Annotated in this window: 11 protein-coding genes; 3 read left to right on the top strand and 8 right to left on the bottom strand. The window is 72.3% G+C overall.

Annotated elements, in window-relative coordinates:
* Nucleotides 1–55: 55 nt before the first annotated feature.
* The 6 genes from M8C11_RS05810 to M8C11_RS05835 form a co-directional block, all read right to left on the bottom strand.
* Entirely contained in the window at nt 56–1,393 is a 1,338-nt protein-coding gene (locus M8C11_RS05810) for a glycosyltransferase (RefSeq protein WP_091423688.1), read from the bottom strand.
* Between the two features lie 53 nt (nt 1,394–1,446).
* The gene (locus tag M8C11_RS05815) at nt 1,447–2,769 is read right to left on the bottom strand and encodes a lipopolysaccharide biosynthesis protein (protein WP_139135470.1); all 1,323 of its coding nucleotides are present in this window, start codon (nt 2,767–2,769) and stop codon (nt 1,447–1,449) included.
* Nucleotides 2,766–4,055 (bottom strand): O-antigen ligase, encoded by a 1,290-nt coding sequence (locus tag M8C11_RS05820; RefSeq protein ID WP_091423681.1) that lies wholly within the window; start codon nt 4,053–4,055, stop codon nt 2,766–2,768. The genes M8C11_RS05815 and M8C11_RS05820 overlap by 4 nt, the downstream gene beginning before the upstream one ends.
* A gap of 91 nt (nt 4,056–4,146) precedes the next feature.
* Entirely contained in the window at nt 4,147–5,154 is a 1,008-nt protein-coding gene (locus tag M8C11_RS05825; RefSeq protein WP_091423678.1) for an SDR family NAD(P)-dependent oxidoreductase, read from the bottom strand.
* A gap of 49 nt (nt 5,155–5,203) precedes the next feature.
* Nucleotides 5,204–6,100, bottom strand: a complete 897-nt coding sequence (locus tag M8C11_RS05830; RefSeq protein WP_091423676.1) for an NAD(P)-dependent oxidoreductase — start codon at nt 6,098–6,100, stop codon at nt 5,204–5,206.
* Entirely contained in the window at nt 6,097–6,825 is a 729-nt protein-coding gene (locus M8C11_RS05835) for a sugar phosphate nucleotidyltransferase (protein ID WP_091423673.1), read from the bottom strand. The genes M8C11_RS05830 and M8C11_RS05835 overlap by 4 nt, the downstream gene beginning before the upstream one ends.
* Before the next feature lie 149 nt (nt 6,826–6,974).
* Between M8C11_RS05835 and M8C11_RS05840 the strand changes: the two genes are divergently transcribed.
* The gene (locus M8C11_RS05840; RefSeq protein ID WP_091423669.1) at nt 6,975–7,904 is read left to right on the top strand and encodes an NAD(+)/NADH kinase; all 930 of its coding nucleotides are present in this window, start codon (nt 6,975–6,977) and stop codon (nt 7,902–7,904) included.
* 6 nt (nt 7,905–7,910) lie between these two features.
* On the opposite strand, the gene pgm is transcribed toward M8C11_RS05840, so the two are convergent.
* Both pgm and glgC read right to left on the bottom strand, forming a co-directional pair.
* Nucleotides 7,911–9,554 (bottom strand): phosphoglucomutase (alpha-D-glucose-1,6-bisphosphate-dependent), encoded by a 1,644-nt coding sequence (gene pgm / locus M8C11_RS05845; protein ID WP_091423665.1) that lies wholly within the window; start codon nt 9,552–9,554, stop codon nt 7,911–7,913.
* Between the two features lie 35 nt (nt 9,555–9,589).
* Nucleotides 9,590–10,822, bottom strand: coding sequence for a glucose-1-phosphate adenylyltransferase (glgC, locus tag M8C11_RS05850; protein ID WP_091423661.1), 1,233 nt, complete (start codon nt 10,820–10,822; stop codon nt 9,590–9,592).
* A gap of 94 nt (nt 10,823–10,916) precedes the next feature.
* Here glgC and glgA point away from each other — a divergent pair, with 94 nt between their 5' ends.
* Together glgA and M8C11_RS05860 are read left to right on the top strand one after the other, a co-directional pair.
* The gene (glgA, locus tag M8C11_RS05855) at nt 10,917–12,110 is read left to right on the top strand and encodes a glycogen synthase (RefSeq protein ID WP_120570690.1); all 1,194 of its coding nucleotides are present in this window, start codon (nt 10,917–10,919) and stop codon (nt 12,108–12,110) included.
* Between the two features lie 16 nt (nt 12,111–12,126).
* Nucleotides 12,127–12,855, top strand: a complete 729-nt coding sequence (locus M8C11_RS05860) for a bifunctional 2-polyprenyl-6-hydroxyphenol methylase/3-demethylubiquinol 3-O-methyltransferase UbiG (RefSeq protein WP_252448676.1) — start codon at nt 12,127–12,129, stop codon at nt 12,853–12,855.
* The last annotated feature ends 26 nt before the right edge of the window (nt 12,856–12,881 follow it).

A 12,881-nucleotide genomic window follows, 5' to 3' on the forward strand; every position in this document is an offset into this window, starting at 1 on the left:
GCGCACCGGACGGCACACGCATCAACCGCTGCGGGCGCCCTCCGGTCGGGACCGTTCAGGTGACGGGACGCTGGACGCCCCCTCGCGCGGCGTCCCGGAGGATGTCGAGGTAGCGGCCGAGCTGATCCTCGCGGAACAGCCCGTCGAGCGCAGCGGCCGGGACTGCCGGCACCCGTCCGGTACGTTCCTTCACGGCGAGCCACTCCCGCAACCGGGCTGCGATCGCGGCCGGGTCGTTCGCCACGACCCCCGCGCTCCGTTCGCGCAGCAGGCGTGCGGCCACGCCGTGCTCGTAACCGAGCAGGAGGACGGGGCGGCGGGCCTGGAGGTAGTCGAAGATCTTGCCGGTCACCGTGCCGGCGTCTCGCGGATCGTTCCACATGAGCAGGACGAGCGCGTCCGCGTCCGCCTGGATCCGCCACGACTTCTCCGGCGAGACCTGGCCGAGAAGGGTGACGGAGTCGGTCACGCCGGCCCGTTCGGCGGCGGCGCGGGTGATGCCGTGGTCCTCCCCCGCGAAGATCAGGTGCACCTTCGCTGCGTCCGCTCCGAGCAGGGCGATCGCGTCGATCAGCGGGCTCGGATCACGCTTTCCCGGATAGATGTAGCCGGTGTGTGCGAGCGTCAGTGTGGTAGCCGACGCCTCGACGCCGACCGAGGTCGCGAAGGACTCCATCGGTACGGGCCGGCGGTCGATGCCGTTCATCACCACGTGCGTCTGCACCCCGAAGGTGCGGTGGATCGTCTCGGCCAGCGGCTCCGAGACCGTCACGCACGCCGCCACGGTCCGCAGCACGCGCCGCTCCAGCCTCTTGTCGACCGCTCGACGCAGTGCGGAGCGCACCCAGTACTCGTTGCCGACGGACCACAGGTCCCGGTAGTCAGCGACCCATGGCACCCGGAGCCGCCGGGCGAGTGCGGCGGCCACGACGAATCCGGAGAAGGGCGGGCCGGACACCAGGATGACGTCCGGGCGCCATCCGGCGGCGCCCCGGTCGAAGTTCTGTACCGGTGGCCGGATCCAGTTGAGCTGTGGATCCGGCAGCAACAGTTCCATGCCGGCCTTGACCAGGAGTCGATCGGCACTGGAGCGGATCCGCCCGAGCCGGGACGGCGGTGGGGTGGCGCCGTCCGGCACCGGCTCTCCCGCACTCCGGCCGGGCCGGCGGAGCCGCGGCGACGGCGCGATCCGGATCAGGTGCTCCTCGGGCACCGGGACGGGCGCGCCGCCCTGGTCGGCCCCGACTGCGGTCAACACCCGGACGTCCCACCCCTGCTGCTTCGCGAACGCCGCGAGGGCCGCGGGCCGCCGTGCGCCGACTGTCTCCGCCGGCGGGAAGTGATAAGAGACGATCAGCAGGCGCGGTGCCGGCTCCGGATCAGCGTTCCTCATGAAGGGATAAACGATTTCTTTCCGTGCAGGACGTGACGGAGAACGTGAATGCCTCAGCTCTGCGGCACGAGTTCCGGCGCGGGGCGAGCACGGCCGGCGTCCCGGCCGGCCGCCGTCACGACCCGCAGCGACATCAGCCACCCGACGCCGTATGCCAGCGCGCCAGACACCCCGAACACCCAGACCGCGGTCAGCGGTGACCCGCCCGTGAGCGCCACCACCGAGACGGCTCCCGCCACCACCGCGACACGGCCCGCGTCCCAGGCGAGTTGCAGAGCTTGGCGTTCGAACACGACGAGCGTCTGCGACAGCGGCGAGACGACGAGCTGAGCCGCCATGAAGACGGCCAGGGCCTGGGCGTAGGCGCCGCTGCTGTGCCACTGCGGACCGAAGACCAGGCTGAAGGCCGCCGGCGCGCCGACCAGCACGAGCAGTGCGCCGGGACCCGCGATCAGGGCCAGTCTCCGGCTGGCGTCGAGGAACACGCGCCGACCGCGCCGGGGTTGTTCCCGGGCGATCCGGGCGACCTCCCCCAGGTAGACCTGGGCCACCGCGGACGCCACCAGGGCGGCGGGCATGGCGATCACCCGCTGGGTAAGTCCCAACCAGCCCGCCACCGTGGAGCCGTAGTAGTAGGCGATGAGCAGCACCGGCAACTGCGTGCCGAGAACGTTGAGCAGACCGGACGGGGCCAGGAGAAACGGGAAGCGCCGGTACCGACGTGCCACCGCCGGCAGGCGTGACGTCCGCCGGCCGGCCCCGGCGGCCGCGCCGCGCCGGCGGGCGTCCCGGAGCAGGACCGCGGCGGCCGCGACCTGACCGAACCCGAAGCCGAGCGCCAGGCCGCCGGGACGAAGCCCTGCCCCACCGGCCACGATCTGGGTGACCACCACCGACAGAGACTGGAAGAGGTTGCGCCGGCCGATCGCCCCGTAACGCCGATGCCGCACCGCGAACTGGTTGAGCACGAGGACGACACCCATCGCGGCGGCGGAGGGCGGCACCACCCAGAGCCAGTGGGCCAGCTCGGGCTGACCGAACCAGCGGGCCACCCGGTCCCCCGCCAGCACGACGACGAGCGAACCCAGTACCGCCGTGCCGGCGGCCGCGACGAGACCGAGCCGCACCAGCGCACGGGCGTCCTCCTCGCGCTCGGGCAGCGGAACGGCCATCTCGAACCGGAGCGCGGCCACCGTGCCCACCGTGACCACGAGCGCGGCGACCACTGCGAGGACGCCGAAGTCGGCTGGGCGGTAGAGCCTCGTCAGCAACGGAACCGCTGCCAGCGCCAGCAGCTGACCGCCGGCCGATCCGGCGGCGATGCCGAGTACTCCGCGTCGGCCGCTGGACATGGCGAGCCGCGCCCGCCACCTCACCCAGCGACCCCCCGGCCGGACGGCGTACGGACTCGTCTGGCGCGGGCCCGTACGCCGGCGGGCAGTGTCGCGCCGGCCAGCACGAGCACGCCGAGCGCCAGCGCGGCGAAGAGCGGTCGGCCGGCGTTCACGTCTCCGGAGGTCGACACCGCGACCACATTGAACGCCAGTACGGCCAGCACGAACCCGGCGACCGGGTCGCGTCTGGACGCGCGCCACAGCCCCGCCGCCACGACCACCGTGGCCAGGATGAAGGCTCCGCCCACCAGCCAGCCCGCCTCGGCCGGCAGTTCCAGCCACAGGTTGTGCGGATAGTTGTGGATCAACATGCCGGAGTAGTCGCCCCAGTTGCCATAGCCGACACCACCGGGATGCTCGGCGATCATCGGCACGCTGACCTCGCGCATCTCCGCGCGGGCGGTGTCGAACAGCTCCTCGCTCGGGTCGGTCAGGAGCGCGTAGACCCGGGGCGGCAGGATCGACGGCAGCGCGACAACGGCGGCCACCAGAGCGCCCATCAGACCCACGCCGACCCACTCGCGCCGGCCCCGCCGGATCTTCAGACGGAACCCGGCCAGCACCAGGACGAAGAGGGCTACCACGGTGGCCAGGAGCGGTCCCCGGGAGCCGGTCGCCAGGAGACCGAGGCCGAGGAGCACGGCCAGGCCCGCCGCCCACCAGGCCGCCACCCGCTTCTGCAGGTAGAGCCAGGTGAGCGCGACGAACGCGCCGCCGATGGCCCGGGCCAGCCAGATCGGGTTGGAGCCGAAGCCGTCGGCCCGGCCGTCCTGCGGATCGCCGTTGAGCGTGGCGATCGCGAGCACGACCCCCGACAACACGAACACGGCGGCGAACATCTCGACATCGCGTCGCCCGCGCAGCACCGCCACCGCCAGCGTGGCGAACACGGTCAACGTCACGAGCAGCAGGAACTTCTGCCGGCCGTAGTCCGTCTCAGGGGGGTGCAGGATCCCCGGCGCCGCGAGGACGCCGAAGATCACGAGGGTCCAGAAGATCATGGTCCGGGCACGCGTGGCCGGACGGAGGATCTCGTGCAGGAGCAACGGCACCGCGAGCACCACTGCGGCGATCAGGAACCCGCGGCCGACCAGACGCGGGAACTGGTCGAAGTTGAGCAGCAGCACCACGGCGGTGGCGCGCAGCACCGCCGAGACGAGACCATTCGTGCGCCACGCCGGCGTCTCCACCCCGACGAGCCCACCGGGGCTGCCGGGGCCGCGGACCGTGCCGATCGCCGACGACCGGCGGCTGTCCTGCATCACCATCACGTTCAAGCCTCCTGCGGCACCGGCCGTCCGGCCGGCGAGGTGGAGAAGTGGGCGACGAAGGGCCGCCCCACAAGCGTGCGGAAAACCGTCACACCGCCCGATCGGAGCGGTAGCGCACGAGGTTGGCCGGATCGAGGAACCACTCGACCGTCGCCTTCAGACCCTCGTCGATGCTGGTGGCCGGCTGCCATCCGGTCCGCGATCGGAGCAGGCCGGCGTCGCCGAGCAGGCGTTCCACCTCGGATTCCGCGGGACGGAGCCGGGACTCGGTGACCACCACCTCCGGCTGGACGCCGAACATCGCAGCGATCTTGCGGACCAGGTCACCGACCGAGGTCTCCCGGCCGGTCGCTGCCTGGAACACACCGCCCACGACCGCGTCGTCCGGCGCCGTGCCCACGGCTTGGAAGGCCGCTACGGTGTCCGTCACATAGAGCAGGTCGCGGGTGGTACGCAGCGCGCCGAGCCGGACCACCCCGCCACCCTTCGCCAGCTGGCTGATGATGGTGGGGATGACCGCCCTGGTGGACTGGCGGGGGCCGTACGTGTTGAACGGGCGGAGCGTGACCACCGGGAGGCCGAAACTGAGGTGGTAGCTCTCGGCCAGCTTGTCCGCGCCGATCTTCGAGGCCGAGTACGGCGACTGACCGCGCAGCCGGTGCTGCTCGGTCATCGGGACGGTGGTGGCGGTCCCGTACACCTCGCTCGTGGATGTGACCACCACCCGGCCCACTCCGGCCGTCCGCGCGCTCTCCAGCACGTTGAGCGTGCCGGTGATGTTCGTGTCCACGTAGGACTGGGGGGCGAGGTACGAGTACGGGATGCCGCCCAGCGCGGCGAGGTGGTAGACGGTGGAGGCGCCGTCGACGAGCCGCTGCACCATCCCCCGGTCGCGGATGTCGCCCGCGACGACCTCGACGCCGGCCAGTTGGTCCGGGCCGAACGTGTCCAGCCAGCCGTGCGACCCGGCGCCGTTGTAGCGCACCAGGGCACGTACCCGGTGGCCTGCGGCGGCGAGCGCCTCGACCAGGTGGGATCCGATGAAGCCACCGGCTCCGGTCACCACCACCGGGCCGCCGGTCGAGTCTGCCGTCATGGTTCGCTCCTCCTCTTCACCGGTCCGGGCAGGACCGGCACCGGTCGGGTCAACGAGCCGGCGTCGCCGCTAGAGCCGTCTGGCTCCACAGCGCACCGACCGAGTCGGACAGGTCGTGTTCGGAGGCCCACCCCAGGACCGAGGCCGCCCGGCCGACGTCGGCGCATGTCCAGCTCACGTCGCCGGAGCGGGGAGACGGTGGGCGGTCCTCCCGGATGCGGACCGAGCGGCCGGACACCGACACCAGCAGCTGGACCGCGTCGCGTACCGGCACCGCCCGGCCGCTCCCCACGTTGAGGACACGGGCCCGCGGCGCGGTGACAGTCACCGCCCGCCTGACCGCGGCGGCCACGTCCCGCACGTCAACGAAGTCCCGGTACGCGTCCAGCGGGCCGGTACGCAGGTCCTCGCCGGCCGTGAGGTGGGACAGCAGGGCGGCCACCCGGCCGAGCAGTGTCGTGCGGGGCATGCCGGGACCGACGGGGTTGAACACACGGAGCGCTACCGCGTCCACCCGGCCGGCCGCTGCCGCCAGCTCCATGAGCCGGGTCGCCGCCGCCTGGCTCACGCCGTAGGCACTGACCGGCGTCGCGGGACGGTCCTCGTCAGCCGGGACGCCGGACGGGACCGGACCGTACTCGGCGGCGGAGCCGAGACGGACCAGCCGCGCGCCGGGCACGGTGTCGGCGACCGCGTCCACGAGCTTGGCGGTTGTCAGCGTGTTCGCCCGGATCAGATCCTCGGCCGAGCCGCTCACCGCTCCGGCGCAACTGACCACCGCGTCCGGCCGGAGCGTGCCGAGCAACGCCCGCAGCGCCTCCGGCGTCGCGGCGACCAGGTCGCACTCGTCGCGTGACGGGCACACCAGGTCCGCCGTGGCGTCCAGTTCCCGGCGTACGTGAGCGCCGATGAAGCCGGAGGCGCCGAAGAGGAGGACACGCATCATGCCCCGGCCGGGGTGCCGGCGGGCAGGAGCAGGTCCCGGAGCTCGCCGAAGCACCGATTGGCCTCGTCGTAGTCCTCGGGGCGGCCGATGTCCAGCCAGTAGCCGTCGAACTCGTAGCCGGCCGGTGGTGCGCCCCGGCCCAGCAGGTCCAGCACCAGTTGGTCGAACCCGAACGGCTGCCCCACCGGGTAGTGGGCGATGGTGCTGCGGGAGAGCCCGTAGACGCCCATGCTCACCCGATAGTGCAGGACCGGCTTCTCGGAGAACGACGTGATCTTGTCGCCGGCCAGCTCCAGGACGCCGAAATCGATCTTGACGGTACGCCGGTAGGTGGCCACCGTCAGCGGCGCGCCCGAGCGCGCGTGGGTGCCCAGCAGGTCGGCGTAGTCGAGGTCGGTGAGCACGTCGCCGTTCATCACCAGGAAGTGCTCGGGCAGGCGGTCCCGGATGCCGAAGAGCGGGCCGATCGTCGACAGCGGCCGGTCCTCCTCGACGTAGTCGACGGTCAGCCCGAACCGGGAGCCGTCGCCGACGAACGCCCGGATCAGCGCGCCCAGGTGATTGATCGCCAGTGTGACGTGGGTGAAGCCGCGGTCGGCGAGCTGACGCAGGACGATCTCGAGGATCGCGTAGCTCTCACCGATGGGCACGAGCGGCTTGGGCAGCGTGGAGGTGTAGGGACGCAGCCGCACGCCCGCGCCGCCCGCCATGATCACGACATGCATCGACTCTCCACTCGTCCCCCCGCCCTACCTCGCGTCCAACGAGCCGGACCGGCACGGGGGTACGGAAATCACCTGTTCGGGGCACTGTCCCGGCTTCACGGCTCCTGGTAAGCCCGGCGGGCGGCACGCCGCTGTGGTGAGCTGTAGCGGTGGCGGGCGATGTGCTGGGGCTGGTGCTGCACCCCAACCGGGACGTCTCCGAGGTGGTCGGGATCATCGCGGAGTGGGCGGCCCGGCACCGCATCACGCTCGCGGTACGCACCGAGGACCGGGCGCGCGTACCCGCCTCGGTCGAGGCGGTCGCCGCGGACGAGCTGGCCGGGCGCTGCGCGGCGCTGATCAGCATCGGCGGCGACGGGACCATGCTGGGCGCGCTGCGGATGGCCGTCCACGACCCGAAGCCGGTGCTCGGCGTGCACCTGGGCCGGCTCGGCTTCCTGGTCGAGGTGGAACCGCCGGACCTGCCCCGGGCGCTGGAACGGCTGGTGGAACACGACTTCACCATCGAGTCGCACGCCTGCCTGGCCTGCGACGTCTGCGGCGACGACGTGGTGGCGTTCAACGACATCGCCCTGGTCCGGCAGCCCGGTGCCGGCTTCGTCACGGCCACCCTGGCGGTGGACGGCCAGCGGTACGGCTACTACCGGTGCGACGCGCTGGTGGTGAGCACGCCGACCGGCTCGACCGCGTACAGCTATGCCGCGGGCGGCCCGCTGATCTCACCGGCCACCGAGGCGATGGTGGTGACGCCGTCCGCGCCGATGGCGGGGATCTCCCGCTCGGTGCTGCTCTCCGCGCACGAGACGGTGCACCTGGAGCTGCGCGCGGACTCGGCGCCGGTGGCGGTGGAGATGGACGGGCTGCTGATCCGGCAGGCGGCGACCGAGGGTTCGGTGCACATCCGGTACGTCAAGGACGCCGGCCGGGTGGTCCGCCTCGACCCGCGCCGCTACCAGGAGCGCAACCAGCTCAAGCTGAGCCTGCTGGACCTGCCGCTGCTGCCGGACCAGTTGCGGGAGCTGTTGCCGGACGGGTTGCGGGAGCAGCTCAACCGCCGGGAGCTGCCCCCGCCCCGCTGAGCCGGGTCAGGCGGTGGCGAGCACGCCGTCGACCAGCGCCTTGGCCTCCTCCTGGATCCGGGCCAGGTGCTCCGGGCCCTGGAACGACTCGGCGTAGATCTTGTAGACGTCCTCGGTGCCGGACGGGCGGGCGGCGAACCAGCCCGACTCGGTGGTCACCTTGAGGCCGCCGATCGCCGCGCCGTTGCCGGGCGCGGTGGTCAGGATCGCGGTGATCGGCTCGCCGGCCAGCTCGGTGGCGGTGACCTGCTCCGGCGAGAGCTTCGCCAGGACCGCCTTCTCCTCCCGGCCGGCCGGGGCGTCGATCCGGGCGTACGCGGGCGCCCCGAAGCGGTCGGCCAGCTCGGCCCAGTGCTCGCTCGGCGTACGGCCGGTGGTGGCGATGATCTCGGCGGCGAGCAGGCAGAGCAGGATGCCGTCCTTGTCGGTGGTCCAGGTGCCGCCGTCGCGGCGCAGGAACGACGCGCCGGCGCTCTCCTCGCCGCCGAAGCCGACGGTGCCGTCGAGCAGGCCGGGCACGAACCACTTGAACCCGACCGGCACCTCCAGCAGCGGGCGGCCGAGGTCGGCCGCGACCCGGTCGATCATCGAGGAGGAGACGAGCGTCTTGCCCACCGCCGCGGCCGGGCCCCACTGCTCCCGGGTACGGAACAGGTGGCCGATCGCCACGGCCAGGTAGTGGTTGGGGTTCATCAGGCCGCCGTCGGGCGTGACGATGCCGTGCCGGTCGGCGTCGGCGTCGTTGCCGGTGGAGACCGCGTAGTCGTCCCGGGCGGCGATCAGCGACGCCATCGCGTTCGGCGACGAGCAGTCCATCCGGATCTTGCCGTCGCCGTCGAGCGTCATGAAGCGCCACGTCGGGTCCACGAGCGGGTTGATCACGGTGAGGTCGAGGCGGTGCCGTTCGGCGATCTCGCCCCAGTACGCCACGCTCGCCCCGCCCATCGGGTCCGCGCCGATGCGCACCCCGGCGTCGCGGATCGCGTCGATGTCCAGCGCGGCGGGCAGGTCGTCGACGTACCGGGCGAGGAAGTCGTACTCACCGGTGGTGGCGGCGGCGCGCGCCCGCGCGTACGGGATGCGTTTCACCTCCTTGAGCCCGGCGGCGAGGATGGCGTTCGCGCGGTCCTGGATCCACTTGGTGGCGTCGGTGTCGGCGGGCCCGCCGTGGGTGGGGTTGTACTTGAACCCGCCGTCGGACGGCGGGTTGTGCGACGGGGTGATCACGATGCCGTCGGCGAGGCCGCTGGTGCGCCCCCGGTTGTGGGTGAGGATGGCGTGCGAGACCGCCGGGGTCGGGGTGTAGCCGTCGCGGCTGTCGCGCAGCACCGTGACGTCGTTGGCGGCGAGCACCTCCAGCGCGTCGGCCTCGGCGGGCGCGGAGAGCGCGTGGGTGTCCCGGCCGAGGAACAGCGGCCCGTCCAGGCCCTGTTCGCGCCGGTAGTCGCAGAGCGCCTGGGTGACGGCCAGGATGTGGTCGGAGTTGAACGCGTTGCGCAGGCTGGAACCGCGGTGCCCGGAGGTGCCGAAGGAGACCTGCTGCGCCGGGTCGTCCGGGTCCGGGTGCTCGGCGTAGTAGGCGGTGACCAGCCGGGGCACGTCGACCAGGTCGGCGGGCTGTGCGGGCTGGCCGGCACGGGGGTGGGCCACTGCGGGATCCTCCTCGGTGATGCGGTGGGGACTGCTCAGGGCTCGACGCGCTGGCCCTTGCCGATGACGACGATGCCGTTGTCGGACACGGTGTAGCGCTGGCGGTCCTTCTCCAGGTCGACGCCGATCTCGGCGCCCTCCGGGACGTGGACGTTCTTGTCCAGGATCGCGCGCCGGACGACCGCGTGGCGGCCGATCTGGACACCCTCCATCAGCACGGCGCCGTCGACGTGCGCCCACGAGTGCACCTTCACCTTCGGCGCCACGATCGAGTTCTCCACCAGCGAGCCGGAGATCACCGAGCCGGGCGAGACCATCGAGCTGACCGCGCGGCCCACCCGCTCGCCCCAGGCGTGCACGAACTTGGCCGGCGGGTACGGCGGCTGCTCGGTGTAGATGGGCCACTCGAAGTTGTAGAGGTTGAACACCGGGTGCACGTTGATCAGGTCCATGTGCGCGTCGTAGAACGAGTCGAGCGTTCCCACGTCCCGCCAGTAGCCGCGGTCGCGGTCGGTGCTGCCGGGCACCTCGTTGTCCTTGAAGTCGTAGACGTTCGCCTCGCCGCGCTCGACGAGCATCGGGATGATGCTGCCGCCCATGTCGTGCTTGCTCGTCTTGTCCGCCGCGTCGCGCTCGACCGCCTCGCACAGCGCCCGGGTGGTGAACACGTAGTTGCCCATCGAGGCGTAGATCTCGTCCGGCGCGTCGGGCAGCCCGACCGCGTCGGTGGGCTTCTCCCGGAACGCGCGGATGCGCTTGCCGTCCTCGCCGACCTCGATCACGCCGAACTGGTCGGCCGTCGCGAGCGGCTGCCGGATGCCGGCCACCGTGACCCCGGCACCGGAGGCGATGTGGTCCTCGACCATCTGCCGGGGGTCCATCCGGTAGATGTGGTCGGCGCCGAAGACGATCACGTAGTCGGGCTGCTCGTCGTTGATCAGGTTGAAGCTCTGGTAGATCGCGTCGGCCGAGCCGGCGAACCACCACGGGCCGCGGCGCTGCTGCGCGGGCACCGGCGTGACGTAGTTGCCCAGCAGCGTCGACATCCGCCAGGTCTTGGTGATGTGGCGGTCCAGCGAGTGGGACTTGTACTGGGTCAGCACGACGATCTTGAGGAAGCCGGCGTTCGCCAGGTTGGACAGGACGAAGTCGACCATGCGGTACATCCCGCCGAAGGGGACGGCGGGCTTCGCCCGGTCGGTGGTCAGGGGCATCAGGCGCTTGCCCTCCCCGCCGGCCAGGACGATCGCGAGCACCTTGGCAGCCATGCTCAGACGCTAACCACCCCGAACCGACTTCACCACTCGGACGCCCACACTTGCGCACCCGGTGCGACGTGGCGCTCTGCACTAGGGTGCGGGCATGGCACCGATGCGCGTCGACCTGCTCACCCGCGAGTACCCGCCGGAGGTGTACGGCGGCGCCGGGGTGCACGTGGAATACCTCGCCCGCGAGCTGCGCCGGCTCGCCGACGTGCGGGTGCACTGCTTCGGCGCGCCCCGCGACGAGAAGGGCGTCACCGCGTACGCCGAGCCGGCCCCGCTCGCCGGCGCGAACGCCGCGCTGCGGGTCATGGGCGTCGACCTGGAGATGGCCGCCGGGACCGCCGGCACCGACGTGGTGCACAGCCACACCTGGTACGCCAACCTGGCCGGGCACACCGCGAAGCTGCTGCACGGGGTGCCGCACGTGGTGACGGCGCACAGCCTGGAGCCGCTGCGCCCGTGGAAGGCCGAGCAGCTCGGCGGCGGGTACGCGCTCTCCTCCTGGTGCGAGCGGACCGCGTTCGAGTCGGCCGACGCGATCATCGCGGTGAGCGCGGGCATGCGCCGCGACGTGCTCACCGCGTACCCGGCGGTGAACCCCGACCGGGTACGCGTGGTCTACAACGGCATCGACACCGCGCAGTACGCCCCGGACCCGGCAACCGACGTACTCGACCGGCTCGGCATCGACCCGGCGAGGCCCAGCGTTGTCTACGTCGGGCGGATCACCCGGCAGAAGGGCCTGCCGTACCTGCTGCGCGCGGCCCGGGAGCTGCCCGCCGACACCCAGCTCGTGCTGCTGGCCGGCGCGCCGGACACCCCGGAGATCGCCGCCGAGGTGGAGGGGCTCGTGGCGGAGCTGCGGGCGACCCGGTCCGGGGTGGTCTGGGTGGCGGCGATGCTGCCCAAGCACGAGGTGATCCAGGTGCTCACCCACGCCACGGTCTTCGCCTGCCCGTCCGTCTACGAGCCGATGGGCATCGTCAACCTGGAGGCGATGGCCTGCGAGACCGCAGTGGTGGCGACCGCCACGGGCGGCATCCCGGAGGTGGTGGCCGACGGCGAGACCGGGCTGCTGGTGCCGATCGAGCAGGCCGGTGACGGCTCCGGCACGCCGCTGGACCCGGAGCGTTTCGTCGCCGACCTGGCCGCGCGGATCAACGAGCTGCTGGCCGACCCGGAGCGGATCGCGGCGTTCGGCGCGGCGGGGCGGCGGCGCGCGGTGGAGCACTTCTCCTGGCAGGCGATCGCCGAGCAGACGATCGAGGTGTACCGCTCGGTGGGCGTGTAAGGAAGTCAGTCGTCGGATGCCCGATGCGATCTTCGCCCATCCGCGCCTCGCGCCGGTCTACGACGCCTTCGACTCCGACCGGGACGACCTGGCCGCCTACCTCGCGCTCGCCCGTGAGCTGGGCGCGCGCAGGGTGCTCGACGTGGGCTGCGGGACCGGGTCGCTGGCGGTCCTGCTGGCCCGGCACGGGCACGCGGTCGTCGGCGTCGACCCGGCCGAGGCGTCCCTCGACGTCGCGCGGGCCAAGGACGGGGCCGGCACGGTCCACTGGATCCACGGCGACGCCACGGCGCTGCCCGCGCTCGACGCCGACCTGGCCACGATGACCGGGAACGTGGCGCAGGTCTTCCTCACCGATGCCGACTGGGGACTGACGCTCCGGAGCATCCACGCCGCGCTCCGGCCGCAGGGGCATCTCGTCTTCGAGACCCGGCGTCCCGATCGTCGCGCCTGGGAACAGTGGGCGACGGACACCGCCCCGGTCGTCCGATCCGTCCCGGGCGTCGGACGCGTGGAACGGCGTCTCCGGGTCACCGCGATCGACCTGCCGTTCGTCTCCTTCCGCTTCACCTACCGGTTCCTGCGCGACGGAGCGGTGGTCACGTCGGACTCGACGCTGCGGTTCCGCGACCGCGACGAGGTCGAGTCGAGCCTGACCGCCGCCGGATACCGGGTGCTCGACGTGCGGGAGGCGCCGGATCGCCCCGGTCGGGAATTCGTGTTCGTCGCGCAGCGGACGAGCTAGACGCCGAGCGCCGATTATTGACGCTC

The sequence above is a fragment of the Micromonospora sp. CPM1 genome (genome assembly GCF_023896895.1).
Taxonomy (GTDB): Bacteria; Actinomycetota; Actinomycetes; order Mycobacteriales; family Micromonosporaceae; genus Micromonospora; species Micromonospora tulbaghiae.